The sequence below is a fragment of the Pseudomonas sp. RC10 genome (genome assembly GCF_038397775.1).
Classification (GTDB): domain Bacteria; phylum Pseudomonadota; class Gammaproteobacteria; order Pseudomonadales; family Pseudomonadaceae; genus Aquipseudomonas; species Aquipseudomonas bambusae.
The window spans coordinates 1871328-1894772 of record NZ_CP151650.1 but is presented as its reverse complement, the minus strand read 5'-3'; the positions used below and the strand labels follow the sequence as shown (position 1 = coordinate 1894772).

28 protein-coding genes are annotated in these 23445 nt (G+C 59.4%); 13 read left to right on the top strand and 15 right to left on the bottom strand.

The window, feature by feature from the left end:
* Nucleotides 1–42 precede the first annotated feature (42 nt).
* Nucleotides 43–681, top strand: a complete 639-nt coding sequence (locus AAEO81_RS08805; protein WP_341962944.1) for a LysE family translocator — start codon at nucleotides 43–45, stop codon at nucleotides 679–681.
* A 3-nt stretch (nucleotides 682–684) separates the two neighbouring features.
* Here AAEO81_RS08805 and AAEO81_RS08800 read toward each other — a convergent pair whose 3' ends face one another.
* Complete coding sequence (locus AAEO81_RS08800; protein ID WP_341962943.1) at nucleotides 685–1581, bottom strand: LysR substrate-binding domain-containing protein; 897 nt, start codon at nucleotides 1579–1581, stop codon at nucleotides 685–687.
* Between the two features lie 114 nt (nucleotides 1582–1695).
* Between AAEO81_RS08800 and AAEO81_RS08795 the strand changes: the two genes are divergently transcribed.
* Complete coding sequence (locus AAEO81_RS08795) at nucleotides 1696–2130, top strand: PACE efflux transporter (RefSeq protein WP_341962942.1); 435 nt, start codon at nucleotides 1696–1698, stop codon at nucleotides 2128–2130.
* 4 nt (nucleotides 2131–2134) lie between these two features.
* Here the strand turns inward: AAEO81_RS08795 and AAEO81_RS08790 are convergent, their stop codons facing one another.
* The 4 genes from AAEO81_RS08790 to AAEO81_RS08775 all read right to left on the bottom strand — a co-directional run bounded on the left by AAEO81_RS08790 (nucleotide 2135) and on the right by AAEO81_RS08775 (nucleotide 4812).
* A complete protein-coding gene (locus AAEO81_RS08790) occupies nucleotides 2135–2752 on the bottom strand; it encodes a HipA domain-containing protein (RefSeq protein ID WP_341962941.1) in 618 nt (205 codons plus the stop codon).
* Between the two features lie 24 nt (nucleotides 2753–2776).
* Nucleotides 2777–3112: a helix-turn-helix transcriptional regulator gene (locus AAEO81_RS08785; RefSeq protein WP_341962940.1), complete on the bottom strand. Its 336-nt coding sequence runs from the start codon at nucleotides 3110–3112 to the stop codon at nucleotides 2777–2779.
* 176 nt (nucleotides 3113–3288) lie between these two features.
* Nucleotides 3289–4434 carry a PQQ-dependent sugar dehydrogenase gene (locus AAEO81_RS08780; RefSeq protein ID WP_341964501.1) on the bottom strand — a complete coding sequence of 382 codons (1146 nt, stop codon included), beginning with the start codon at nucleotides 4432–4434 and terminating at the stop codon, nucleotides 3289–3291.
* Nucleotides 4435–4473: 39 nt separating this feature from the next.
* On the bottom strand, nucleotides 4474–4812 hold the full coding sequence (locus tag AAEO81_RS08775) for a hypothetical protein (RefSeq protein ID WP_341962939.1): 339 nt from the start codon (nucleotides 4810–4812) through the stop codon (nucleotides 4474–4476).
* Between the two features lie 271 nt (nucleotides 4813–5083).
* Between AAEO81_RS08775 and AAEO81_RS08770 the strand changes: the two genes are divergently transcribed.
* The 5 genes from AAEO81_RS08770 (at nucleotide 5084) to AAEO81_RS08750 (ending at nucleotide 10811) form a co-directional block, all read left to right on the top strand.
* Complete coding sequence (locus AAEO81_RS08770; protein WP_341962938.1) at nucleotides 5084–6175, top strand: DNA alkylation repair protein; 1092 nt, start codon at nucleotides 5084–5086, stop codon at nucleotides 6173–6175.
* A gap of 96 nt (nucleotides 6176–6271) precedes the next feature.
* On the top strand, nucleotides 6272–7108 hold the full coding sequence (locus tag AAEO81_RS08765; RefSeq protein ID WP_341962937.1) for an AraC family transcriptional regulator: 837 nt from the start codon (nucleotides 6272–6274) through the stop codon (nucleotides 7106–7108).
* Between the two features lie 56 nt (nucleotides 7109–7164).
* Nucleotides 7165–7767 (top strand): LysE family translocator, encoded by a 603-nt coding sequence (locus tag AAEO81_RS08760; RefSeq protein ID WP_341962936.1) that lies wholly within the window; start codon nucleotides 7165–7167, stop codon nucleotides 7765–7767.
* A 256-nt stretch (nucleotides 7768–8023) separates the two neighbouring features.
* On the top strand, nucleotides 8024–9025 hold the full coding sequence (locus tag AAEO81_RS08755; protein WP_341962935.1) for a diaminopimelate epimerase: 1002 nt from the start codon (nucleotides 8024–8026) through the stop codon (nucleotides 9023–9025).
* Nucleotides 9026–9491: 466 nt separating this feature from the next.
* Nucleotides 9492–10811 carry a PAS domain-containing methyl-accepting chemotaxis protein gene (locus AAEO81_RS08750; RefSeq protein WP_341962934.1) on the top strand — a complete coding sequence of 440 codons (1320 nt, stop codon included), beginning with the start codon at nucleotides 9492–9494 and terminating at the stop codon, nucleotides 10809–10811.
* Between the two features lie 177 nt (nucleotides 10812–10988).
* Here the strand turns inward: AAEO81_RS08750 and AAEO81_RS08745 are convergent, their stop codons facing one another.
* The 4 genes from AAEO81_RS08745 to AAEO81_RS08730 all read right to left on the bottom strand — a co-directional run bounded on the left by AAEO81_RS08745 (nucleotide 10989) and on the right by AAEO81_RS08730 (nucleotide 14317).
* Nucleotides 10989–11426 (bottom strand): nucleoside deaminase, encoded by a 438-nt coding sequence (locus tag AAEO81_RS08745; RefSeq protein WP_166597599.1) that lies wholly within the window; start codon nucleotides 11424–11426, stop codon nucleotides 10989–10991.
* A 61-nt stretch (nucleotides 11427–11487) separates the two neighbouring features.
* Nucleotides 11488–12054 carry a hypothetical protein gene (locus AAEO81_RS08740; protein ID WP_341962932.1) on the bottom strand — a complete coding sequence of 189 codons (567 nt, stop codon included), beginning with the start codon at nucleotides 12052–12054 and terminating at the stop codon, nucleotides 11488–11490.
* Nucleotides 12055–12347: 293 nt separating this feature from the next.
* On the bottom strand, nucleotides 12348–13361 hold the full coding sequence (locus tag AAEO81_RS08735) for an ABC transporter substrate-binding protein (RefSeq protein WP_166597597.1): 1014 nt from the start codon (nucleotides 13359–13361) through the stop codon (nucleotides 12348–12350).
* A gap of 176 nt (nucleotides 13362–13537) precedes the next feature.
* Nucleotides 13538–14317: a PhnD/SsuA/transferrin family substrate-binding protein gene (locus AAEO81_RS08730; RefSeq protein ID WP_341962931.1), complete on the bottom strand. Its 780-nt coding sequence runs from the start codon at nucleotides 14315–14317 to the stop codon at nucleotides 13538–13540.
* Between the two features lie 233 nt (nucleotides 14318–14550).
* Here AAEO81_RS08730 and AAEO81_RS08725 point away from each other — a divergent pair, with 233 nt between their 5' ends.
* On the top strand, nucleotides 14551–15381 hold the full coding sequence (locus tag AAEO81_RS08725; RefSeq protein ID WP_341962930.1) for a methyltransferase: 831 nt from the start codon (nucleotides 14551–14553) through the stop codon (nucleotides 15379–15381).
* Between the two features lie 94 nt (nucleotides 15382–15475).
* On the opposite strand, the gene def is transcribed toward AAEO81_RS08725, so the two are convergent.
* From def to AAEO81_RS08710, 3 genes are all read right to left on the bottom strand, one after another.
* Entirely contained in the window at nucleotides 15476–16015 is a 540-nt protein-coding gene (def, locus tag AAEO81_RS08720; RefSeq protein ID WP_341962929.1) for a peptide deformylase, read from the bottom strand.
* Between the two features lie 62 nt (nucleotides 16016–16077).
* Nucleotides 16078–17091, bottom strand: a complete 1014-nt coding sequence (locus tag AAEO81_RS08715; RefSeq protein ID WP_341962927.1) for a YihY/virulence factor BrkB family protein — start codon at nucleotides 17089–17091, stop codon at nucleotides 16078–16080.
* A 268-nt stretch (nucleotides 17092–17359) separates the two neighbouring features.
* On the bottom strand, nucleotides 17360–17551 hold the full coding sequence (locus tag AAEO81_RS08710; protein WP_166597592.1) for a CsbD family protein: 192 nt from the start codon (nucleotides 17549–17551) through the stop codon (nucleotides 17360–17362).
* Nucleotides 17552–17804: 253 nt separating this feature from the next.
* Here AAEO81_RS08710 and AAEO81_RS08705 point away from each other — a divergent pair, with 253 nt between their 5' ends.
* Nucleotides 17805–18185: a hypothetical protein gene (locus AAEO81_RS08705; RefSeq protein ID WP_341962924.1), complete on the top strand. Its 381-nt coding sequence runs from the start codon at nucleotides 17805–17807 to the stop codon at nucleotides 18183–18185.
* Nucleotides 18186–18315: 130 nt separating this feature from the next.
* Here the strand turns inward: AAEO81_RS08705 and AAEO81_RS08700 are convergent, their stop codons facing one another.
* Together AAEO81_RS08700 and AAEO81_RS08695 are read right to left on the bottom strand one after the other, a co-directional pair.
* A complete protein-coding gene (locus AAEO81_RS08700; protein ID WP_341962923.1) occupies nucleotides 18316–18729 on the bottom strand; it encodes a DUF2177 family protein in 414 nt (137 codons plus the stop codon).
* 135 nt (nucleotides 18730–18864) lie between these two features.
* Nucleotides 18865–19701 carry a S1-like domain-containing RNA-binding protein gene (locus tag AAEO81_RS08695; protein ID WP_341962921.1) on the bottom strand — a complete coding sequence of 279 codons (837 nt, stop codon included), beginning with the start codon at nucleotides 19699–19701 and terminating at the stop codon, nucleotides 18865–18867.
* 380 nt (nucleotides 19702–20081) lie between these two features.
* Here AAEO81_RS08695 and AAEO81_RS08690 point away from each other — a divergent pair, with 380 nt between their 5' ends.
* The 4 genes from AAEO81_RS08690 (at nucleotide 20082) to AAEO81_RS08675 (ending at nucleotide 22807) form a co-directional block, all read left to right on the top strand.
* A complete protein-coding gene (locus AAEO81_RS08690) occupies nucleotides 20082–20261 on the top strand; it encodes a hypothetical protein (protein ID WP_166597588.1) in 180 nt (59 codons plus the stop codon).
* A gap of 199 nt (nucleotides 20262–20460) precedes the next feature.
* Nucleotides 20461–20946 carry a hypothetical protein gene (locus AAEO81_RS08685; RefSeq protein WP_341962920.1) on the top strand — a complete coding sequence of 162 codons (486 nt, stop codon included), beginning with the start codon at nucleotides 20461–20463 and terminating at the stop codon, nucleotides 20944–20946.
* A 172-nt stretch (nucleotides 20947–21118) separates the two neighbouring features.
* The gene (locus tag AAEO81_RS08680; protein WP_341962918.1) at nucleotides 21119–21871 is read left to right on the top strand and encodes a TorF family putative porin; all 753 of its coding nucleotides are present in this window, start codon (nucleotides 21119–21121) and stop codon (nucleotides 21869–21871) included.
* A 63-nt stretch (nucleotides 21872–21934) separates the two neighbouring features.
* Nucleotides 21935–22807, top strand: coding sequence for a DUF6279 family lipoprotein (locus tag AAEO81_RS08675; RefSeq protein WP_341962917.1), 873 nt, complete (start codon nucleotides 21935–21937; stop codon nucleotides 22805–22807).
* A 75-nt stretch (nucleotides 22808–22882) separates the two neighbouring features.
* Here AAEO81_RS08675 and AAEO81_RS08670 read toward each other — a convergent pair whose 3' ends face one another.
* Entirely contained in the window at nucleotides 22883–23290 is a 408-nt protein-coding gene (locus tag AAEO81_RS08670) for a transcriptional regulator (protein WP_166597584.1), read from the bottom strand.
* Nucleotides 23291–23445: the final 155 nt, after the last annotated feature.

Below are 23445 nucleotides of genomic sequence, written 5' to 3'. Positions count from 1 at the left end.
CTCATCTACACTCGGCCACTTACTTTGCAGGATATTTCCGTCATGACCCCTTCGTTGCTGCTTGCCGTCCTCGCCTCGGGCTTCATCTACGCCATTTCGCCCGGCCCCGGCGTGCTGGCGGTGTTCGGCATCGGCGCGTCCAAGGGGCGACGCGCGGGTGCGGCGTTTCTCTGCGGGCATCTGCTGGGGGATGTGATCTGGTGCAGCACCGCGCTGGCCGCGATCATCGGCGCCAAGGTCATCGGGTCAACGACCTTCGACGTGCTGGGGGTCATCAGTGGACTGTTCCTGTTCTGGCTCGGCTGGCGGGCGATTCGCGCCAAACGCAGCAGCGAAGACGAGCCCAAAGCCCCAGCCCGCCACCCGTTCTGGCACGGCATCATGTTTGGCCTGACCAACCCGAAGGCCTACCCGGTGGCAGTGGCGACGTTCACCGCGCTGCTTTCCAGCCGGGTCGATCTGCTGAACTGGTCGATGCTGCCGCTGTTGATTCTGATCAGCACGTTGGGCGGCATCGCGGCCTACGGCATCATCGTCGGCGTGGTCGGCGCTCGCCACGTGCGTACCCTGTATCAGCGCCACGAACTGACCATCACGCGGCTGTGCGGGGTGATGTTTATCGGGTTTGCGATTCACGCGTTGACCCACGCGGTGCCGGGGTTGTTGCCGCGCAAGCCCTGACATTCAGCGTAAGGGTGTGGCCGCCGCCTCTTCCGACAGCCACGCCAAAAACGCCTTCACCTGTGGATCACGCTCACGACCCGGCACGCACACTGCCACATAACGCGGGCCGGGCAGGCTGACCTCCGGCCTGAACGCCACCAATTCCCCTCGCGCTACGCTGTCCGCCACCAGCACAGTGCTCGCCAGCACCAGCCCATGCCCGGCGACTGCGGCGCTCAAGGCGTAATGCTCGTCGTCGAACTGGCGAATTCGCGCCGTTCCCAGCCAGCGCTGGCTACCTGCCGCCTCGCACCAGCTTTTCCAGTTGACCGAAAAGGCACCCGGCATTGGCCAGCGCAGATCGATCAATTCCACCCGATGCTCGTCCAGCGCGTCCAGCAGACCGGGCGCGCCATAGACGCCGAAACACTCATTCATCAGGTCCTGCTGAAACAGGCTCGGGTCGTCGCGGCTGACGGTGCGGATGGCCAGATCGATGCTGGAATCGCGCTGCAAATCGACCAATTCATTACTGGTGTCGACATGAACGTTGAACTCGGGAAATGCCCGATAAAAACGGCCCAACCGAGGAATCAGCCACGCCGATGCCAGCGCGGGCGTGGTCGACAGCGTCAGGGTTTGAGAAGCCGTTTCAGGGCTGAAGCTTTCCAGGCTGCGACGGATGTCCAGCAACGCCTGATGGCTCTGGCGATACAGCTGCTCGCCCTCTTGCGTGAGCGCCACGCCCTGCCCGGACCGAACGAAGAGCATCGCGCCCAGCCAGGCTTCCAGCGTTTTGACCTGATGGGAAATGGCCGCGGGCGTCACCGACAGTTCCTCGGCAGCCGCCTTGAAACTGCCCAGCCGCGCCGCCGCTTCGAAGGTGCGCAACGCATTGAGGGGAAGGGTGGAAAACACGGAAAGCTCCCTGCATGAAATGAACTGATGCGGCGTCAATTTATCTCATTTCACCCGACGCCGACGATTCGGTAGGGTGACGGCCATCGTTCTTCACGCCTCAGGATAAAGCCCATGCAAGGCCCTACACGCAAGGTGGTTCAAGCCATCCTCTACGAAGTCATCGCGATTGCCGTGCTGTCGCCCACCCTTTCACTGATCTATGACGACGGCCTGGCCCATGCGGGCGCGCTGTCCGTCATGCTGTCGGCCAGCGCGCTGATCTGGAACATGGTTTACAACTCCCTGTTCGAATACTGGGAAGCCCGCCAGACCAGCCGCACACGGACCTTGGGCCGCAGGCTGCTGCACTCGTTGGGCTTCGAAGGTGGACTGGTGGTGATGCTGGTGCCACTGGTGGCCTGGTGGCTGGACATCACGTGGTGGAGCGCGCTGGCGACCAACCTGGGTTTGTTCGTGTTTTTCTTCTTTTACGCGCTGGTGTTTCAGTGGGGGTTCGACCGGGTGTTCGACGTGCCGGCTTCGGCGCGCGAACCGGTGTCGGGTTGAGGCATCACTCGATTCGAAAATCGGGGTGCAGGCGTTTCCAGTGCGCTCGCAATACGTTCTTTTGGCTGTCGATCATTTGACTGTCATTCAATGCCCCCAGCCATAACGCCCGCGCGCTTTCCATCACTGCTCTGAGGTTGTAGAGCACCGGGCGCCAAGGAATGTCGCCATAGTCTGCCCATCGCTTGAAATGCTCCATGGTGACCTCGTACCAGTTTTTGGTCTTGGCCATGTTCAAGGCAAATTGGCTTTCGTCAGCGATATAACCTTTGGTCATCACGATGTCGTAGGCCGGTGACAGCTCTGCATGCCGGCCATCCCGATAAATGATGCTCCAGTTCTTGAGGTGAGCATCGCCGTTCGCCAGCAGAATGTTGACCAACAGACGCCGTGCCATCTGAATCGCGTCCCGCTGTCCATGGATCGAATTCTGGTAAAGCAGTTTGCCGATCTGGTCGTAACTGGCCCTTCGGTATTTGTCATGCGCATACGCATATAAAATCTGAGCAAAATCCTCCGAATGAACCCTCTGGTTTCCTGGCAACCGATCGTAGCGACGAATCCCATAAGCCTGCTGCTCGTCAGGCAGGTTGATCTGCGGAAAGGCCTCAATATCTGCCATCCTGATCAGCTTTATTTCAGGGATTCAGATGTCTCCCCACGGGCTTTCGTCGTCATGCGCGACAGGCGAGCGCGGGCCCTCGGATGGGCGATCCACATTGGGGTACAGCGGCTCGACGTTCTCCGCAACATCGCTGGCGAGCACTTTTTCTACGCGATTTAGCCTCGATTTGGGAACCAGGACCAAGACCGCGTCCAGGCCTTCCGCGATCTGATCGAGGGTGGCGAGCCTGGGATTGCCACCGGCTTCGATCTTTCCGTACTGCTGACGGGTGAGGCCCGCGCGCAAGGTCATGTCCTGGATTTTCAGGCCCAGGGCCAACCGCTGTTTTCGGATTTGATCAAGCAGAGTGGTTTTCATGGCGCGATCTCAATTGAGTGGTCAGCACGTGCACGCTATGAAGCTCATTCGCTGAAAGAGCCATATAGGTTGCAAAAACCACTTTACGAGCCACATAAATTACATTCAAGCATAAAAGAGCTTTATATGGCTCACTCCATCAAATAAAGCCATATAGATTACATTCAGAAACTTATTTATTGCGCCAACCCCACCTTCAGCAATTTCCCGTCCTCTTCATCCGTCAGCACATACAGGTAACCGTCCGGCCCTTGGCGCACGTCACGAATGCGGGATTCAAGCTCGCCCAGCAGGCGTTCTTCGTGCACCACTTTGTCGTCCTTGAGTTCCAGGCGGATCAGCACCTGCGCGGAGAGCGCGCCGATGAAGATGTCGTGGTCCCAAGGCTTGAATTTGTCGGCGCTGTAGAACGTCATGCCGCTGATGGCCGGGGATTTTTCCCAGACATGGAACGGTTTGGTTACGCCTTCGACGATTTTGCCTTTGGATTCGGGAATCGGCTGGCCGTTGTAGTCGATGCCGAAGGTGGAAATCGGCCAGCCGTAGTTGGCGCCGCGTTCGATGATGTTGATTTCGTCGCCGCCCATGGGGCCGTGTTCGTTGGTCCAGACTGTGCCGTTCCAGGGGTTGAGTGCGGCGCCTTGCTGGTTGCGGTGGCCGTAGCTCCAGATTTCAGGGCGGACATTTTTCTGGCCGACGAAGGGGTTGTCGTCCGGGACCGAGCCGTCGGCGTTCAGGCGCACGATCTTGCCTTGCAGCTTGTCGAGGTCCTGGGCGGTGGGCCGGTTATTGTTTTCACCCAGGGCGATGAACAGGTAGCCGTCCTGATCGAAGACCATTCGTGAGCCAAAATGATTGCCCACGGACAGCTTCGGTTGCTGCTGGAAAATTCGCGTGAAGCCTTCGATTTTGGTCATATCGGGCGACAGCCGTCCACGCCCTGCGGCAGTGCCACCGGTCTGGCCATCCGCCGAGGCTTCGGCGTAGGTCAAATACACCATGCGGTCCTTGGCGAAGTCCGGAGACAGCACGACATCGAGCAAGCCGCCCTGCCCCTGCACCCAGACTTTCGGCACGCCGGACAGCGGCGCCGAAAGCTTGCCGTCGGGGCTGACCACACGCAGGCTGCCCGTGCGTTCAGTGACCAGCATGCCTTTGTTGTCCGGCAGGAACGCCACGGCCCACGGGTGTTTCAAGCCCCCCACGACCTCGTCCACCGTCAGTGTGCCCTCCTCGCTTTTGTACGTGGCGGCGGAGGCTTGCAACGAGAGACTGAAAAAAGCCGTTGCACACAGCGTGGCGATCAAGGTCTTGCGGAACAGGCTGCGATGGGACATGGGCGATTCCTTTTGCTGAGATTTTTAGTTGCTGCCGCGCGCGTTGCTGGACGGGCGCGGAGACTGCTGACGAGTAGGGTAGCCGTTGCCAATGCCGCCGTTTTCCAGCGTGGGCATGCGTTGGGGTGACGTATTCAGGTTCGAATTGCGCGGGACCGGCGCAATGGGCTGAGTCCCTTGGCGGCTGTTGGGATTGGCGCGGCGAATGGCGCCGTCATCGACGTTGTTGTTGCTGCGGTTGGGGTAGCTGGCCGAGGCCAACAGTTGAGGGGATTGCGCGGAAGGCACATCGGCGTGAGCCACGCCGACGCCCAACAAGGCAGTCAGGGAACACAGAGCAAGACGTCGCAGAAAGCTGTTCATCATTGACCTCGTGGGCATGATTGAGGGGCGAGTCCCGTATTTGATGGCGCGGGCGGCCCTAGGTTCGCCACGAGATGCGCAGAGAGATTCGCGGTGCGAGAAAGGATGAGCAACCGGGAGGGCATTTCACTTTGTAACGATGAGTGTCTGGGAGAACCCGGGAAAGTCTAAGAGAGCCCGGAGAGTCGGGTAGTCGCTGCCTTCGATGATCGGACCCGGGATTGGGTGTAACCTCTGCCGACGAAAAAAGCCGCCGAGTTCCGAACCTGCCATGTCCGACGCCCCTGCCCTCAAGGAAATCTTCAACCACGAACGGCTAAAGCACATTGCCGATGAAACCTCCGCGGTCTATCCAGCATTTGACCGAAAGCGCTTTCTCGCCCAGGCGACAGAGGGTCTGGACGGCCTCTCCCTCATGCAACGCCTGAACCGGGTCAGCCAAAGCCTGCACGCCGGACTGCCCCAGGATTATCTCGCGGCACTGGACATCCTCTATCAACTGGCCCCACGCCTGAACAGCGCGTTCGTCAGCCTGATCCTCCCGGAATACGTCGCTTTGTACGGTCAGGAGGACTTTGAACGCTCGATGGAAGCGCTGAAGTTTTTCACTGCCTTCGGCTCTTCGGAATTCGCCGTGCGGCACTTCTTGCGCCGGGATTTCGCGCGGGCCATAGAGGTAATGCACAGCTGGTCACTGGACGACAACCCGCACGTTCGGCGTCTGGCCAGTGAAGGGTGCCGCCCTCGCCTGCCGTGGTCGTTTCGGCTGGAAAACCTGATGGTCGATCCCTCGCCGGTGCTGGACATCCTCGACAATCTCAAAGCCGATGACAGCCTGTACGTGCGCAAGTCGGTGGCCAATCACTTCAACGACATCACCAAAGACAACCCCGAATGGGTGCTCGATCAACTGGAGGGATGGTCGCTGGACAACCCGAACAGCGCGTGGATCGCTCGCCACGCCTTGCGCTCATTGATCAAGAAAGGCGATGTGCGTGCGCTGACGCTGATGGGCGCAGGCGAAAAAGCCCAGATTCGGCTGAGCGACTTGAAGTTAACGCCTGAGGCAATCAGCCTGGGCGAGCGTATCGAGCTGACTTTCACGCTGACCTCCACATCGAACGACGCCCAGCGCCTGATCATCGATTACGCGATTCATTACGTGAAGAAATCCGGCGGCACGTCGGCCAAGGTCTTCAAGCTCAAGACACTGGAACTGGCCGCGGGTGCGTCGGTGACCCTGCGCCGCGAACAGGAGGTGCGCAACTTCACCACCCGCGTGCATTATGCCGGACGGCATGAGGTGGACGTCTTGATCAATGGTGAATGCCTGGGTCGCAGCGGTTTTGACCTGAACGCGTGACGAAGACAGCCGGTCGGCTGCTGCACAAATCTTCCAGACCTGAGGGTAGGCTGGGCGCTAACGTGAGCAGCCGTGCCTCTTTTTTCAGGAGCCTCCATGCCCGAACGCAACTGGATCGATCTCAAGCAGGACGCCTTGTCCGGCATCGAGACGGTGCGCGCGCATTTCGAAGGGCATGCGTACGACCCGCATTGGCACGACAGTTATCTGGTGGGCATCACCGAGCAAGGCGTGCAGCAATTCAACTGCCGTCGTCAGCAGCACAACAGCACGCCGGGCAAAGTGTTTCTGCTCGAACCGGGCGAAATTCATGACGGACACGCGCCGGAAGCGGACGGCTTCACCTACCGCACGTTGTACCTCGACCCGCACTGGATGGACCGGGAGTTGCGCGCCCAATTCGAAGAGGCGCCGGACAACGGGCACGTCAGCTTTGCCGCGACCCTGGCCGACGACAACCGACTGGCCATTGCCACCGCGAACGCCTTCGAAGCCATGCACAGTGGCGAGCTGCGCATCGTGCGCCAGACCGCGCTGGACAACCTTTTATCAAGTCTCACGGACCATTTGCGCTGGCGTGCGCTGATCAATCCCGATCCGCGCTTGCCGCTGGTGGCGCAACGGGCGCGGGATTATCTTCACAGTCATCTGCATCAGGACATCGGTCTTGACGATTTGGCAACGGTGACCGGCGTCGACCGTTTTCGCTTGAGCCGCGCGTTCAAGGCAGCCTTCGGATTGGCGCCCCATGCCTACCTCATTCAACTGCGCCTGACCCGCGCTCGCCGCCTGCTGGCCCGGGGTGAACTGCCGGTCGATGTCGCGGCGGCGCTGGGGTTTGCCGACCAGAGCCATTTGGGCCGCTGGTTCCAGCGCGCCTACCGCATGACACCTGCCGACTACCGCAAGCGCTGCTCAAATCTTCCAGACTGACACCCGCCCGCGCCGCGATCATCACGGCATGATCCTTCGCTGCCGAGTTGTTCCCCATGCAAACCTTTCTGCCGTTCCTGCTGTTCGCGTTCGTCTCTTCGATCACCCCTGGCCCGACCAACATTCTGGTGCTGACCAACAGCTCCCGATACGGCCTGCTGCGCACACTGCCGATCGTCGTGGGCGGCTGCGCCGGGGCGGCGTTGTTAGTGTTGGTCGTCGGCACGGGGCTGGGCGACGTGCTGGCCCGTCATCATCAAGTGCAAACGGTGATGGCGTGGGTCGGAATCGCCTGGCTGACCTGGCTGGCGTGGCAGATTTTCAGCGCGCCCGCCGAGGCCATTGATCCTGACCAAGCGAGCAGTGGGCCGCGACTGGGGCTCTGGAGCGCCGCCAGCCTGCAACTGGTCAACCCGAAAACCTGGATGATGGCGCTGGCCGTGGTGAGTGTGTTTGCCGGGACTGACGCGGATCGGATGCTGCGGGTGATGTGGCTGTCGCTGACGTTCTTTCTGGTGGCGATCCCGTGCATGGCGGCGTGGGCCTACCTGGGCGTGAGCGCTGCGAAGTTTTTCCGTTCGCCGCAGAGCATGAAACGGTTCAATCAAGTCATGGCATTGCTGCTGGTGGCATCGGCGTGGTTGACGTTGGTGGTGTGAGAATTTCCGCGTTGTCGCCAACATGCCCCAGGGGTCGCTGAAGAACTGCGATCCTCTGTAGGAGTGAGCTTGCTCGCGACGACTGAGGCTTAGCCGCTAGAAATGTGGCGGATGTACAGGCCTCTTCGCGAGCAAGCTCACTCCTACAGGTTTTGCAGAAGCCTGAAGACTGAGCCCTGCCGCAATGACGAATCTGTGCAAGGGACGCCCACATGATTTAATGCCGGCTTTCAACACGAATTCCGGACCTCCCGCCATGGCCCCTTTCTACGACGCGCGCGGCAATATCTACGCCGTGATTTCCCCTGAAGCCCTGCGTGCGCTGGGTGTGAACGTGCCGCTGTCTGCCGCCGACGCTGCTCTGGCCCGATTAAGCTGGGCGCCTCAGGCGGTGGCGGCGATCTGTGACTGGCCTGAAGGCCAGCGACCGGCGGGCAGCAAGGCTCATCGCTCCGACGGTCTCTTGGTTGGTCCGTTTCAGGACACAGCGCCGTTCGACGTGCTGATCGTCAACACTGACGCCACCCTCGCCGAGCGCAGCGGCAACGGGCTGACCATCTTCTCGCAATCCTTGGCCGACACCGGTCGCACACCGCGGGATCAGGCGTTCACGCTACGGGTGCATCACGACAGCGCCGACTCCGCCAGCCCGGTGCCGACGCAAGCGATGCCCGCCGTGATCGACAGAGTGTCGGGGTTCTGGCTGGACATCGGCACACCAGGCTTCGGGGCAAAAGCGGTCGGGGCCATCGGACCTGGCGTCAGCGAGACCACGCACAATGACGCGCCGGTCAATCGCGTCGAACGGCTCGCCACGCTGCACCCTCACTGGCACACCAGCGTATTCGTCAGAGTCGGCAACCCTCATTGCGTAACGCTGGTCCCGGACGTGGAGTCCCTGCCCGGTTTCGAGGCGCTGCACGACGCCCCCCTCAACGATGCCCTGACTCGCATCGCCTTCGCTGCGGGCGAATTCGGTGATGGCGACCCCTGCCCTGCTGGCATCAACCTGCAATGGGCCACGCACATCGCCCCCAACCAGATCATGGCGCGGGTGTTCGAGCGCGGCGAAGGTCCGACCGCCTCCTCAGGAACCAGCGCCAGCGCGGTCGCGTCGGCGGCCTGGCTCTGCGGCTGGGTCGAGGCGGGTCTGGTGGAGGTGGTGATGCCCGGCGGCACAGCACCGATCCAGCTCATCGAGCAGAACGGCCAATTGCACCAGGTTCAGCTGTTCGGGGCGGCCCATCCACAGCACTGATCTACCCCACCGTCGCGCTGTCCTTTCTGAAGACGGCGCAGTTTTATGTGGCCATTTGTGAATTCCAACGCAATCGAATGTGAATTGCCACTATTCGGATTGCAACCGCCATGACGTTGACTATGCTCTGATCCAACGTGGCTCGGCGCTGACAACGCGCCGTGCACGGGCCGCATCAGTCATCGACACTGGAAGTCAGGCGCCGCATATGGACAGGCTCGGTCACTCCGCAAATCGACTACCGCTGATCGCTTCGATTGTGATCAGACGACTGGTATTCACATGTTTTAACATTCCCCAACCCTCCTATCACGCGCCGGGCAGCCCTTTTTCGCAGCGTTCATTGCTGTGCGATGTCATACCGCCATGACTCAAGCACGGCGCCCTCAGGTCGATTTCCGTATCAACCCATCAAGGAAGACGGTCGCGTTGACCACGTTTTCGTAATTATCGAGGTGTCTGGCCCATGTTCAATTCCGTCCGCAAGGCTGTCGAAGCCGAGTTACAAGTTTCCACCGCCGCGTTGTGCCAGTCGAAGGCCAAACTCGCGGCGATCAGCCGTTCCATGGCCATGATCGAATTCACGCCGGAAGGCATCATCCTCGACGCCAATGAGAATTTTTGTCTCACCATGGGCTATCAGCCGGGTGAACTGGTGGGCAAGCATCACCGGATCTTTTGCGAGAAAGCGTTCTGCGACAGCGAGGCCTACGGCAAATTATGGCGCGACCTTGCCCGCGGTGAACCGCTGTGCGGCGAGTTCATGCGTCTGGACAAATCCGGACGGGAAATCTGGCTGGAAGCGAGCTACATGCCGGTCTATGACACCGACGGCCGGGTTCAAAGCGTGATCAAAGTGGCGTCGGACATCACTGCTCGGGCGCACAAGAGCCATGAAAACCAGAGCATGATCTGCGCGATCGGCCGCTCGATGGCAATGATCGAGTTCTCCCCTGACGGTCGGGTCATCACGGCCAACGAAAACTTCCTCAAGACCATGCATTACACGCTGGCCGAGATCGTGGGTCAGCACCACAGCCTGTTTTGCACCCGCGCCGAAGTGGAGTCCCCGGCGTACAAGGCGTTCTGGGCATCGCTCAATCGCGGCGAATATCATGCCCATCGTTTCGAGCGGGTCGATAAGCACGGTCATACGGTTTATCTCGAAGCGACGTACAACCCGCTGTTCGATGCCAAGGGGCGTCTGTACAAAGTGGTGAAATTCGCCAGCGACATCACTGAACAAGTGACCGTGCAGCGCAACGCCGCCACCACCGCCCACGACACCTCGGTACGCACCGACGCCTGTGCGCAGAAGGGTTCCAGCGTGGTGCAGCAAACGGTGGAGGTGATTGAGCAGATTTCCAATGACCTCAACGAAGCGGCGCGCAGCATCGATGCGGTGAACAAACAGTCGGAAATCATCGCCACCATCGTCCAGACCATTCGCGGGATTGCCGATCAGACCAACCTCCTGGCCCTCAACGCGGCCATCGAGGCCGCACGCGCGGGAGAGCACGGGCGTGGGTTTGCGGTGGTGGCCGATGAAGTGCGAGGGCTGGCAGCGCGAACCAGCAAGGCGACCATCGAGATTGTGGACGTGGTGCGACAGAACAACGAACTGGCCAAGAGCGCGGTGTCGAGCATGCAGTCGAGCCTTAGCAGAACGGGCACCGGGGTGGAACTGGCCAATGAGGCCGGGGAAGTGATTCTGGAGATCCAGCAGGGATCACGGCATGTGGTGGATGCGATCAGCCAGTTCAATTCGACGTTGCGGCTGGATTAAGCAAGGTGTGAAGGTCTGCGAGAACCTCTGGTACGCCACAGATCCTGTGGGAGACGCCGGAGGGACGACGGCAGCGAAACGGTACATCAGATACACACGCTGTGACTGACTCGCCGAATCGCTGCCGTCGTCCCTCCGGCGTCTCCCACAAGGATCGCGGAGTGGCGACGGGACGCGTTATTCGCCGATATCCTCATTCCACAATTCAGGCTTGTCGGCGATGAATTGCTTCATCAGCCCGATGCAGGTGGCGTTGTGCACCACGTCCACTTGCACGCCTCGCGAGCGCAAGAGTGCTTCTTCACCCATGAACGTCTCGTTCTCGCCGACGATGATTTTGCGAATGCCATACAGCAGGATCGCGCCACTGCACATCGCGCAGGGTGAGAGGGTCGTGTAGAGCGTGGCTTCGCGGTAAACCCTGGCGGGCTGGCGTCCGGCGTTTTCGAACGCGTCCATTTCGCCGTGCTTGATCGCGCTGCCTTCTTGCACCCGACGGTTATGGCCGCGACCAATGATCTTGCCGTCGTGGACGATCACCGAGCCAATGGGAATGCCACCCTCGTCCAGCCCTTTCTGCGCTTCGTCGATGGCCGCCTGCATGAATGGGTCCATGGTCTCTCCTTCCCCTGTCGATCAAAAAATAGGCCGGACGCTGCTGGCAGCACCCGACGCCTCAAGGCTTGGCTTTTTTCAGCGCGTTGTCCAGCGCGGTCGACACATAGACCTTGAGCAACTCACTGGAACGGCCTTTCATGTCCATGCCGACGTCGCGCTGCTTGGCGCGGAATTTATTGGCAACTTCAGGCGGCGGATCACCCGCGTCGAGGGCCGTCAGTTCGTCAGGGGTAAACGAAGCCGAGTAGGCAGCGGCGAGGTTTCGATCCCATTCCTGTTGATACTGGGGCTGCAAATACTGGAGTTCGTCCTTGACGATTTCCTGGGCCTTAGTGCGCCCGACGGCTTCGACGATGGTGGTGAACGTCACAGTGCGCGACGCCACTTGGTACCCCAGCCAGCCGAGGCTCTCGCCCAAATGATGATCCTTGACGAAAGCCAGCGCGTCGGGCGCTGTAGACGCGGTGGCCGGTGATTGAGCGGAGGGTTGTGCTGGGCGCGAGGCTGAGGGATCGGGAGCGGTGTCGCCGGCCAGCGCACAGCCTGACGCCCCCACCAATACGCCAAAAAGCCCTCCGGCCGCCAAGTTCAAAATCGTCAACGCAGTCGATCTGCTATATCCCATGTCCTCTCCCCGGCGACTTTTATCTGTGTGATCAACTCACTGACTCCCCCGAACGCTAGCAGTTGAGCCACGCTTTACCAACTGATCAAACGCGTGCCCGGCGCAAGGCGAGCGGTGCGTTCTGGGGTGAGACCACAGATTTGGAGCAAGGTTGAGGAGATTGCAGCCTGCAAGCCTGGCACAGAAGGGAGTGGGCTTGATCACGAAGGGCCAGTACATCCACATCCCTGTCGTTTCTGGAATCCGCCTCCGTGGGCAAGCTCATGCCCACGAGGGGAATTGCTCGAAACGACTTACAACCCCGCCGAGACCTTCTTCGCGATGTCAGCAGGCACCCACGCAGTCCAGATTTCCGGGTGGTCTTTCAGGAACGTCTTGGCCACCGCATCCGGCTCCAGACGTTTCTCGCTCATTTCGCCGAGGGTTTTGTTCAGTTGATCAATCGGCAGATCAACCTTCTCGAAGAAGCTCACCAGCTCTGGATATTGCTTGTGGAACGGCTCGGACACACCGATGGCCAGGTGCGCGGCCAATGAGGCCGAGCCGATCGGGTTCGGGTTGGAGGCATCGGACAGGGTCTTCCACGCGGCCTCGTTGAATGGCGGTTCTTCCAGCTTGATCAGCTTGAAACGGCCCAGCAACGGCGTCGGTGACCAGTAGTAGAACAGCACCGGTTTATTACGGCGAATGGACGAGGCGATTTCCGCGTCCAGTGCTGCGCCAGAGCCGGTACGGAAGTTCACGTAGGTGTCGTTGAGCTTGTACGCCTTGAGCTTTTGGGTGTTGACGATCTCAGAGGTCCAACCCGTCGGGCTGTTGAGGAACCGGCCCTTGCTCGGGTCTTCCGGGTCTTTGAACACGTCTTTGTACTTGGGCAGGTCAGCCACCGATTTGAGGTCCGGCGCCAGGGGTTTGATGCCTTTTTCTGGGTCACCCTTGATCACGAATTCCGGCACCCACCAGCCTTCCGTGGCGCCTTTGACGATGTTGCCGAGGCCATAGACCTTGCCTTCGGATTCCGCTTTCACCCACGCGGGGCTGCGACCGGCCCACTCTTCACCGATCACCTGAATGTCGTTCTTGGCCAGCGCCGCTTCGAGGCTGACCGTGCTGCCTGGCAGCTTGTCGGTCGGGTAACCGTAGCCCTTCTCGACGATAGTCCGCAGGACCTCGGTGATCAGGCTGCCGCTTTCCCAAGTGATGTCGCCGAAATGAATGGGCGTGGTCTTTTCAGCGCTGTGCGCGGGCTGAGTCAGAACCGCCAACGCGAGCAGCGAGCCGCCCAGCAAGTGTTTGATCGATGTCATGGTTGTCTCTTTTTAGTTCTTGGTTAATGAGTTCGGTCACATCGTCAGCGATCAAGCCCACGTCAAGACAGGCTCGGTCGGCTTCGGCACAGCACACGTTTCATTCAAGACCTGCGCGCACGTCACAGGTTTCAGTTTTTTCACATCAGCGCCCCACCTGTGATCTGCGAAGCGGCTTACAACACTGGCAATCCCAGGCTTTGCGCGTGTCGTTCGTAATCGAGCAGCACCTGGTAATCCTCTTCGCGGGAGGGCAGCACTTCGCTGATCGCCAGCACCTGCGCAACGTGCGGCAGGTCTTTGAGGGCCTGATTCAACGCGGCCCGAATCACCTCGGCATCAGCGCCGACGCGGGTGATATAGGGCAGGCACGGCCCCTCGGCGGTGCGCCCGATCACCTTCACCTGCGCGACTTCTTCACTGTGATCACGCGCGAGATAGTCGAAGGTCACGCTGTCGATGGCGGCGAGATCTCCCCGCCCTGCCTTGATCGCGGCCAAGCTGTTGCGGTGGCCGCCCGTCAACGACACGTCGGCGAAGAAAGTGCCGCCTGCTTGCAGCGGTGCCAACGCGTGACGAAACAGGTTCATGCCGGAATTGGAGTCCCGCGAGTTGAGCAGCCCGCGACTGCCGCGGAAATCCTCCAGCCGCCCACGCGCATCATCGGCCCGCGCCACCAGCACGCTGCAATGGTTGCCATCAGCGCTGTGGGGCAGTTGATACACCGGACGTCCCACCACCTGAACCTGCCCCCGCAGTTGGGTCATCAGCGGGTAGCCGCAGGTTTGCGTGATCAACAAATGCGGCGACAGCCAGAGCTGCGGCAAATCAAGCGGCTGGGCGTCCAGGCGTGCTGCCCCGAGCAATTCAAGCACGCGGCTCACCCATTGCTCCTGCGCCTCGCGCACGCGGTCAGGGGCAACGTACATTCTTAATTCTGCGTAGCCTTGAGCCATGTCGGGATACCGGTCGGGTGCGAAGGTCGCCAAAGGAATACTCGAACCCCCTGATCCTTCACGTAAGGAAGAAGCGGCCCCGCAATTCTGCACATGACAGATACAACGTTGTACATCGAGACCGGGAAAGATGTAGATCGTTTGGTTATGACGACCAAACCAAATGTGCCACGCGTCCCTCCATCGTGCGTGCTAGCCTCGGCCATCACTTCCTGCCGTCAACCGGGATGCACATGAAAACCACGCTGTTAGCCGTTTCCCTCGCGGCCCTTTTCGGGTCGTCACTGGCCACTGCCGCCACACCTGCTTCCGCGTCAAACATCAGCCATGAACAGTTCGCCACAGTGCTCAAGGGCGACTGGCGCGTGCCCAAAAATGCGGCCCGCGATCAGTACCGGCATCCGGAACAGACGCTGACCTTCTTTGGCGTGCGCACCGATCAGACCGTCATCGAAATCACGCCGGGCAATGGCTGGTACAGCGAAGTGCTGGCCCCCTTGCTCAAAGACAAAGGCCATTACGTCGCCGCTATCGTCGACCCTTCGGAAAGCGATTATGCGAAAAAATCCGCCGAGAGCCTCCGGCAGAAATACGCCGCCGACCCTGCGCATTACGGCAAGGTCGACGTAGTAGCGTATGCCCCCAAGACTCCGGTTTTCGGCAAGCCTGGTTCGGCGGACACCGTGCTGACCTTCCGCAACGTGCACAACTGGGTCGATGAAGGCAATGAAGCCGCGACGTTCAAGGCGTTTTACACCGTGCTGAAACCGGGCGGGACATTGGGCGTAGTCGACCATCGGGCCAAGCCGGGCACCACGGCCAAGGACAACGAAAAGAACGGCTACCTGCCCACCGATTACGTGGTGAAACTGGCCGAAACTGCGGGATTCAAGCTGGTGGGTCAGAGCGAAGTCAACGCCAACCCCAAGGACACCAAGGATTACCCCGACGGCGTCTGGACCCTCCCGCCCGCGTTGATGAAGGGTGATCAGGACAAGGACAAATACCTGGCGATTGGCGAGTCGGACCGAATGACGCTGCGGTTCGTCAAACCGGGCAAATAGGCTTCAAGAAAACGGTTTGTAGAGCGCAAAAGCGCCTGTGGGGTCGGCTTGCTGGCTCCCACAATGAGGTCGCATTTCACTTCATATCCCGTGATCAATCATCCGCATTCGGGTCCATGTCAGGAAACAGCACCTCGGTGAAGCCGAAGCGGGTGAAATCCTTGACCCGCGAGGGGTACAGACGACCGATCAGGTGATCGCATTCATGCTGCACCACCCGTGCGTGAAACCCTCGCGCGTCGCGCTGAATCGCCTTGCCATCGGGATCGAACCCTTCATAGCGGATGTGCTCGTAACGCTCGACCACACCGCGTAAACCCGGCACGGACAGACACCCTTCCCAGCCTTCTTCCACGGTCGGTTCCAGCGGCGTGATCAGCGGATTGAGCAGAATGGTCTGCGGCACAGCCTCGGCATCCGGGTAACGCTCACTGCGCTCGAAACCGAAGATCACCAGCTGCAGATCGACACCAATCTGCGGCGCGGCCAACCCGACGCCCCCCACGCTGCGCATGGTTTCGAACATGTCGTCGATCAGGGTTTTCAGCTCACGCGAGCCGAACATCGACTGGGGCACGGGCGGCGCAACGCGCAGCAGGCGCTCGTCACCCATTTTCAGAATTTCACGAATCATGGAAGAACCTTTCGAAAGGGGCGGATGCGCCGGTCAGATGCGCATCCTGCCACAAGGATCGATCAGGGTTTATCGGTTTTGAGCGGTTGCAGGGGTTGCAGCGCCGGTTCGTAATCATGATCGTGATCGTGGGTGTGATCCCGTCCCAGACCCGAGACGTGCTTCTTCGCAATCACGGTCTCGCCATCGGCATTTTCACCGCCATCGCCCGCCACTTTTTCACCCTTGGCCTTGCCCTCTTCGGACATGTGCTCGATCACGGCATTCATCTCTGCGCCCAGCAGCAAGACCGAAGCGGAAATGTAGAAATACAGCAGGAGCACGATGATCGCCCCGATGCTGCCGTACATGGCGTCGTAGTTAGCGAACGTCTTCACGTAATAGGCAAAGCCCAGCGAGGCCACGATCCACACCACCACTGCCAGCACCGAACCGGGCGAGATGAAGCGGAATTCCTGCTTCACGTCAGGCATCAGGTAATACATGGTCGCCACCGAGACCATCAGCAAAATGATGATCACTGGCCAACGCAGCAGCGTCCACAGCGTAACGATGAACGCTTCCATGCCGATCTGCGCGGCGAGCCAGCTCATCACCTGAGGGCCGGTGACCATCAGCGCGGCGGTGGTCAGCAGCATCCCGGCGAAGCCCACGGTGTACAACACCGACAGCGGAATGCGCTTCCAGACCGGACGTCCTTCGGCAACGTCATAGGCGGCGTTCATCGCGCTCATCATCAACCGCACGCCCGCAGAAGCCGACCACAGGGCGATCACGATACCGATGGACAGCAAGCCACCCTTGGATTGTTGCAACTGGTCAATCACGGGGTTGACCTGATCCAGCGCCACGGGCGGCAAGACCAGTTCCGACTGCAGGCGCAGCCAGCTGAAGAAATCGGGCAAATGCAGGAAGCCGATCAGGGCGATCAGAAACAGCAGAAACGGGAATAGCGAGAACAACATCTGATAAGCCAACGCCGAGGCGTAGGTCGACATCTCGTCGTCGAGAAACTCTTTGACCGTTCTGACCAACACGGTTCTCACACGTAGCTGGCGCAAATCCGGGAATATCATGGCGTCTCCTTTCGCGACGTAGACGTATCTGAAGCACATTTACCTATACGAGCGGGCAAACGCTTTGAAATTCCATAGGCCCTCTGGAACGGGGCGGCTTTTTACATCCAGTTAAGCACTTTTGCCACGGTGAATACGTTGCAGGATGTCTGTTGCAGAATGTTTTGGGCCGGACACAATAACGGCCATCAAAGGATGGCCGCTACAGGTCATGCGGGTATTCGCTTGAGGCTCCTCGTCAGGGCCCGAAGCCGAAGCGCGCGGGCCATCAGGCCTTGTCGACGCCTTTTTTCACGGCATCTTTGGTTTTGCCAACCGCTTGTTGCGCTTCGCCCTTGAGCTCTTGCGCCTTACCCTCGGCTTTGAGTTTGTCGTTGTCGGTGACTTTACCGACGCCTTGTTTGACATTACCGGCTGCTTCGTTGGCCATGCCTTTGACTTTATCGCCAGTGCTGCTCATCGTGTTTCTCCTCGGTAAGAATCAGGTGTCATAACCTCGACATAAGCATTGACCGGCCCCCGTCCGCGAGAGTTTCAATTATTTCAGAGGCGGTTTATCCGCCGGCTGCGAGGCTTTTCATCGCCTGTTCCAGTTTGGGCTTTATGTTTGCCGGACAACCCCGGAGAATGCGCGGCCGAACCGGATTGTGACTATCCTGCCCTTTCAGCGGATACACCCTCAGGATCACGAGAAAGCGCTACACAGGAACGTTATGAAAATCGACAAGCAGCAGGCCATCGCGCGCCGCAATGAGCAACTGGGCGGCGCCGTGCTGGGCACCAACAACACCCATTTCGCGGTACTCGACCCCAAGCGCAACATCTGGTGGTTCGACCTTCCCGTCGCGCGTCTGGCGGTCGGTCAATACGAATGGCTGCATCTGCTGCTGCACACGCCGAGCACCGACGAGCTGATTCACCTCAAGGTGACGACCAGGTTCCTGCGTGAGCAAAAGGACGGAGTGGTGATTCGCAACGAAGGCAAACGCAAGTCCACTGTCAGCCTGGAGCTGTCAGCAGACAAGGATTCGTACCTCAAGGACATGCGTCCTAACGGCGCGAATCTGAGTTTTGCGGGGTTTGTGCAGAAGTAATCGACGGCATACCCAGGCTCACCGGCCTTGTACGCATCACTCTGTAGGAGCGAATTTATTCGCGAAAAGGGTCCAGCCGATGCGATGCGTCGGCTGAAATGCCTTCGCAAATGAATTCGCTCCTGCAGATTCATATCGCCTGGACCTTGAACCTGCGCACGGCCCAATACCCCACCGCCCCTGCCACACCCGACGCGAACGTTCCCCACGCCCAGTCCACCAGCGCCAGTTGCGAAGGCCAGCCCTGCAAGGTCGCCCAGTTGGTCAAGTCATAGGTCCCGTAGGCCATCAGCCCGAGCAACGCGCTGTACCCTGCCGCGTATTTGAGGCTGCCAGCCCTCGCACCTGGGAACACGCCGATCAGCACGATGCCCACGATGTAGATCAGGTAGAACAGCAGCGCCGGGAAGATCACCGGTGTTTCCAGCATCAACGGCCCCAGCCAGGCGCGATAGGTCGGCCCCATCAAGACACCAAGCCAGAGGCCGTCGAGCACCAGAAACGCTGCGAGCGTGGACAGATAAGCGCTGAAAAATCGTTTCATGGGCACACCCCGAGCAAGCCATGAGTCGCACCGGTTGGCGCGCTCATTGGCTGTGACCCGCGTTCATCGACGATAGCTGCAAAAAGCGTTGCGCTTTCTCTCGACGGCGATGCGAGCTGCGCAGGAAGGAGTGAATCAGACCAGTTCGATACGGTCCGCGTGAATCACGATCTGACCCTGTTTGTACAACGCGCCGATGGCTTTCTTGAAGTTGCCTTTGCTGACCCCGAACAGGTTGCTGATAACCGCCGGATCGCTCTTGTCGCTGACGGGCAGCACGCCGTTGTTCTGGCGCAACTTGTCGAGGATCTTGGTGTTCAGACTGCTCGCCAATTGTTCGCCCACCGGTTGCAGGCTCAAGCTGATGTTGCCGTCGCTGCGTATTTCCTTGATGAAGCCTTTTTCCTGTTTGCCGGAACGCAGGAACTTGAACACTTCATTCTTGTGAATCAGGCCCCAATGCTTGTTGTTGATCACGGCCTTGAAGCCCATGGACGTTTCTTCAACCACGAGCAGGTCCACTTCCTGCCCCACGGTGTAGTTGGCAGGCACTTTGTCCAGATAGCGGTCCAGGCGCGACGTGGCGGTGATGCGGCGGGTGTGCTTGTCGAGATAGACATGCACCACGCAATAATCCCCGGCTTTTAGCGGACGCTTTTCTTCGGAATACGGCAGCAGCAGGTCCTTGGGCAACCCCCAATCCAGGAAGATGCCGATGCTGTTCACTTCCACCACTTTGAGACTGGCGAATTCACCGACCTGAACTTTCGGTTTTTCCGTGGTGGCAATTAACTTGTCATCGCTGTCCAGATAAATGAAGACGTTTAACCAGTCTTCGTCTTCACTGGGAATATCTTTGGGAATATAGCGGTTGGGCAGCAATATCTCGCCGTCCTGCGCACCGTCCAGATATAAACCGAAGTTAGTGTGTTTAACCACTTGCAAACTGTTGTAGCGCCCGACTAAAGCCATGTCCAAATACCCTCATTGCGTGGGCGGCATTCTACCCGAGATTGGCGCGGTCTGGCCGGTCGTGCGAGGGCCGTTTCTCAGCAGGCGTTGCGGGCCTTGAAAATCAAGGTATTGGTGAAGGCAGGCGGCCAGAGAAAAGGGAAATCGTCTCCATTCGTCAGATCGACTCAGCGATTTCGCGAAAAAATTTCCCCCATCGCGGGTCGCATTTCGGTGATGCCCGCGCAATTAAAACAGGCAGTTAGCGGGTATTCCCAAGGTATGATTTGCGTCGCAGTCAATACCGTCCTCCCCCGCAGGCTGTATATTTACCGCGCAATTTTCTGCGTATTCCGATAGGATGGCCGGCCGTATTAAATTTATATAGGTCAATTGCAGCCATGCGCGTAAAAGCATCCAACTCGAAAGCCAAGCCAGCTCCTGCCGTTGAGACCAGCGATTCGATCAACGCACAAATCGCGGCTTTCCTGAAGTCCGGCGGCGAAATCCAGCAGATCGCAAAAGGCGTCAGCGGCCAGACCTTCGGCACATCGAAACAGATCTCCCTCGGTAAAAAGTAAATTTTTCCCCGCCTCCGCGGTCGACATCCAGGCGCTTTGATCACAAGGCGCCAGGTCCATCGCTCCCCGAATCATTAAGCCCGCTTCTACAAAGCTCTGCTTTACTGTCTCGACACAGGCCACTCGTCTTCGACTGGCGGCTGTAGGTGACAGGCCGGACGATGCCCTGAATGACCCGACGTCTCAGCGGAAATCCGATATGAAGAAATGGATGTTTTTCAGCGCCTTGCTCTGTCTTGGATTGGGTGGCTGTGCAACAAAGGGCTGCGATGTCACGACGGTTGGCAGCGGTTGCCGATCCGACTACCTGCTCTATCAGAACGACATGTTGCAGGCCAAGTGGATCATCAACGAGCGTCGTCAGGACAGTTACGAACTGGCGAGCGCATTGCTGAGCCGGGCAGCCAAACAAGACAAGACCGGGGAAGCCGAGTTTTATCAGGCGGTGCTGCAACTGCGGCTGAACCCTGAAGGCTCGCAGGTGCATGATTTGCTGCAGAGCTCCGCCGACAAGAAATACCCGCTGGCCATCGCGCTGCTCGCGCAACTGTCCGGTTCTGTAGATCAGGACAAGGCCCGTAGCTACCGGGCGAAGTACGACGAACTGGACGTCGCCAAGAGCGGTTACCCGTCATTTCCTCAAGCGCTGATCGTGGTCAACAAATTGATTTCACAGAACAACTGATCGCGAAGTTCAAATTTTCTGCCATGAATCGACCAGCGGTCGATTCATGCGCGCATTCGCCGGTATGCTTGCGAGGCTCTAGCTCGCGGTTCTTATCGGCGCTCCTGCGTTGCGCCCATCATTCAGATAAGTACCTTCGATCCACTCCTCTGAATCCGAACAGGAGTGAAGCATGCCTTATGCTCGCTGTTTTACCCGCTGGACCGGCGCGCTGCTGACAGGTGCGCTATTGATCCATCCCCCCGCTCGGGCTCAGGTTCTGGAACGTGACCTCGGAGACTTCAGTCTCAAACTCGGCACCACGCCCAGCCGCTCCATGGCTCAGGGGCTGGTGACGCCAAGCGCGGGAGACTCGAAGTTCCACGGTGGCCTGGACCTCACCCACGAAAGCGGTTTCTACTTCGGCCAGTGGTCGCCCAGCGCGGGCCTGGCGCCGAACACCACCCTTGAAGTCGATTCCTACCTGGGCTTCAAGAAACCCTTCGACAAAACCCTGGGCTACGAGCTGGGCGTGATCCGCTACAGCTATCCCAATACCAGTCAGATCGACAGCCACGAGCTGTACGCCGGTTTTCGCATTTTTGACAGCCGCATCGGCACCGCCGTCAGCACCGATTCCGGGCGTCAGGACAGCACGCTGTTCCTCGATCTCGGCGCATTGGGCGGCTTCATGCCACTGGGTCTGGACCTGCGCATGCAGTACGGCAATCATCAGCTCGACGCGCCCACCGTCATCGACGGCGGCGGTGTGGTAAGCGCCTACAACGACTGGTCGTTCAACATTTCCCGCCCATGGCTGGGGATGGACATGAACCTGATGTACAGCGGCTCCAGCCTCAATGGCGCCGACTGCACTGCCTACAGCGGGCATAACACCCAGTGCGAAAGCGCAGTGACCCTCAAGATCGTCCGCTCGTTCTTCTAATCGGCTGAACCGCCTTGTCCTGACTCGCTCTATAAAAAGGAGACGAACCGGCAAGGAGCGGACATGCGCATTGTGTTGAAGACCTGTATTTCGCTGTGGCTCAGCCTGCTGCTCGTCGCAGGGTGTAGCCAGATCGGTCTGACGTACCGACATCTGGACCTGATCATTCCGTGGTCACTCAGCGACTATCTGGCCATGCACTCGAATCAGAAAGACTGGCTCGACGAGCGCCTCAAGGAACACCTGACCTGGCATTGCACCACGCAAATTCCTGACTACCTCACATGGCTCGACCGCCTGCAGAACATGGTCGAAACCAACCAGGTCAACGAAACCCAGCTCAAGGCGCGCACCGCCGAGGCCCGTCAGGCCATCGCGACCATCTCCCATGAAATCACGCCGTCAGCGGTCGAGTTGCTGCGCCAGTTGGACGATCAGCAGGTCAGTGAGATGGGGGCCGCGTTCGCCAAAGACTTGAGCAAGCATGAAGCGGAGTACGTCGATCAGCCCTTGGACCAACAGATCAAAGACCGGGCGCAGCGCATGGAGAAACGCCTGAACCCGTGGGTCGGCAAACTTAGCCCGGCGCAAAAGGATCGCGTGATGCAATGGTCGACGTCACTGGGCGAGCAGAACCGGGTCTGGATCGACAACCGCGCCCACTGGCAATCGCTGCTGGTGACGGCCGTCAAACAGCGACAGGCGCCGGATTTCGATCAGAGAATCGCTCGGTTGCTGCAAGATCGCGAGACGTTCTGGACGCCGGAATACCGGGCGGCGTACGACCACACCGAGCAGGCGGCCATTTCGTTGATCACGGATTTGATGGCGCAAAGCTCGCCTGATCAGCGACAGAAGCTGCTGGCAAAAATCGCGGATGTACGGCAGGACTTTACCAACCTGAGCTGTTTGAAAGGGGTGAAAAAAGCATCGTGATTCTTCCTCTGTAGCAGTCTGGCTTGCCGACGGCGGCGATGTTGAGTGCGCCGCCCCGGCATGCCAGACAGGACGTCAAATAGCGCCCGGCGCGACCTGCGCCTTCAACGACACCTTGTCAAAGGTCGCCGGATCAAGGGCATCGGCCTGCTCGTCCAGCACCTGACGCGGAGGGGCGTCGCCCGGGATTCCGCTCTCGATCATCGCCAAGAGCCGTGAACCTCGTTGCGTCAACACAAAATTCTCGCCGTTGCCGCCCTCTTCCTCTGGCCGCGATTCAATGAACCCGTTCTTGAACAGCAACGACTCCAGATCGGCAGCGCGCTTTTTCAGCGCGTCCAGATCCCCGGTATTATCACCGGCAGCCGCCCTGGCCGCGGCATGCTCTTCGGCGTATTTGCGCGGGGCAAACGGTTTATCAGCGCTGTTTTGGACTTCATGCAACAGTCGCTCGATCAGGTCCCAGTCATATTTGTCAGACATCTTCCAACCTCCAGGAGCAGGGATGAAAGCCCGCGACATCCGGTCGTCGGGCGGTGGTGCTCAGAAGGTGTGACCGACCTCATTCGCAGCCGTTCAGCCCACGCGCCCAGCGGCTTCGCGCTGAACTTTTGCCTCCAGCGCCCCCTCCACTCCTT

Excerpts from the sequence above, each read along its gene's own strand:
- AAEO81_RS08805 (WP_341962944.1), top strand. The coding sequence starts at position 43 with ATGACCCCTTCGTTGCTGCTTGCCGTCCTCGCCTCGGGCTTCATCTAC.
- AAEO81_RS08795 (WP_341962942.1), top strand. The coding sequence starts at position 1,696 with ATGCAAGGCCCTACACGCAAGGTGGTTCAAGCCATCCTCTACGAAGTC.
- AAEO81_RS08790 (WP_341962941.1), bottom strand. The coding sequence starts at position 2,752 with ATGGCAGATATTGAGGCCTTTCCGCAGATCAACCTGCCTGACGAGCAG.
- AAEO81_RS08785 (WP_341962940.1), bottom strand. The coding sequence starts at position 3,112 with ATGAAAACCACTCTGCTTGATCAAATCCGAAAACAGCGGTTGGCCCTG.
- AAEO81_RS08775 (WP_341962939.1), bottom strand. The coding sequence starts at position 4,812 with ATGAACAGCTTTCTGCGACGTCTTGCTCTGTGTTCCCTGACTGCCTTG.
- AAEO81_RS08770 (WP_341962938.1), top strand. The coding sequence starts at position 5,084 with ATGTCCGACGCCCCTGCCCTCAAGGAAATCTTCAACCACGAACGGCTA.
- AAEO81_RS08765 (WP_341962937.1), top strand. The coding sequence starts at position 6,272 with ATGCCCGAACGCAACTGGATCGATCTCAAGCAGGACGCCTTGTCCGGC.
- AAEO81_RS08760 (WP_341962936.1), top strand. The coding sequence starts at position 7,165 with ATGCAAACCTTTCTGCCGTTCCTGCTGTTCGCGTTCGTCTCTTCGATC.
- AAEO81_RS08755 (WP_341962935.1), top strand. The coding sequence starts at position 8,024 with ATGGCCCCTTTCTACGACGCGCGCGGCAATATCTACGCCGTGATTTCC.
- AAEO81_RS08750 (WP_341962934.1), top strand. The coding sequence starts at position 9,492 with ATGTTCAATTCCGTCCGCAAGGCTGTCGAAGCCGAGTTACAAGTTTCC.
- AAEO81_RS08745 (WP_166597599.1), bottom strand. The coding sequence starts at position 11,426 with ATGGACCCATTCATGCAGGCGGCCATCGACGAAGCGCAGAAAGGGCTG.
- AAEO81_RS08740 (WP_341962932.1), bottom strand. The coding sequence starts at position 12,054 with ATGGGATATAGCAGATCGACTGCGTTGACGATTTTGAACTTGGCGGCC.
- AAEO81_RS08735 (WP_166597597.1), bottom strand. The coding sequence starts at position 13,361 with ATGACATCGATCAAACACTTGCTGGGCGGCTCGCTGCTCGCGTTGGCG.
- AAEO81_RS08730 (WP_341962931.1), bottom strand. The coding sequence starts at position 14,317 with ATGGCTCAAGGCTACGCAGAATTAAGAATGTACGTTGCCCCTGACCGC.
- AAEO81_RS08725 (WP_341962930.1), top strand. The coding sequence starts at position 14,551 with ATGAAAACCACGCTGTTAGCCGTTTCCCTCGCGGCCCTTTTCGGGTCG.
- def (WP_341962929.1), bottom strand. The coding sequence starts at position 16,015 with ATGATTCGTGAAATTCTGAAAATGGGTGACGAGCGCCTGCTGCGCGTT.
- AAEO81_RS08715 (WP_341962927.1), bottom strand. The coding sequence starts at position 17,091 with ATGATATTCCCGGATTTGCGCCAGCTACGTGTGAGAACCGTGTTGGTC.
- AAEO81_RS08710 (WP_166597592.1), bottom strand. The coding sequence starts at position 17,551 with ATGAGCAGCACTGGCGATAAAGTCAAAGGCATGGCCAACGAAGCAGCC.
- AAEO81_RS08705 (WP_341962924.1), top strand. The coding sequence starts at position 17,805 with ATGAAAATCGACAAGCAGCAGGCCATCGCGCGCCGCAATGAGCAACTG.
- AAEO81_RS08700 (WP_341962923.1), bottom strand. The coding sequence starts at position 18,729 with ATGAAACGATTTTTCAGCGCTTATCTGTCCACGCTCGCAGCGTTTCTG.
- AAEO81_RS08695 (WP_341962921.1), bottom strand. The coding sequence starts at position 19,701 with ATGGCTTTAGTCGGGCGCTACAACAGTTTGCAAGTGGTTAAACACACT.
- AAEO81_RS08690 (WP_166597588.1), top strand. The coding sequence starts at position 20,082 with ATGCGCGTAAAAGCATCCAACTCGAAAGCCAAGCCAGCTCCTGCCGTT.
- AAEO81_RS08685 (WP_341962920.1), top strand. The coding sequence starts at position 20,461 with ATGAAGAAATGGATGTTTTTCAGCGCCTTGCTCTGTCTTGGATTGGGT.
- AAEO81_RS08680 (WP_341962918.1), top strand. The coding sequence starts at position 21,119 with ATGCCTTATGCTCGCTGTTTTACCCGCTGGACCGGCGCGCTGCTGACA.
- AAEO81_RS08675 (WP_341962917.1), top strand. The coding sequence starts at position 21,935 with ATGCGCATTGTGTTGAAGACCTGTATTTCGCTGTGGCTCAGCCTGCTG.
- AAEO81_RS08670 (WP_166597584.1), bottom strand. The coding sequence starts at position 23,290 with ATGTCTGACAAATATGACTGGGACCTGATCGAGCGACTGTTGCATGAA.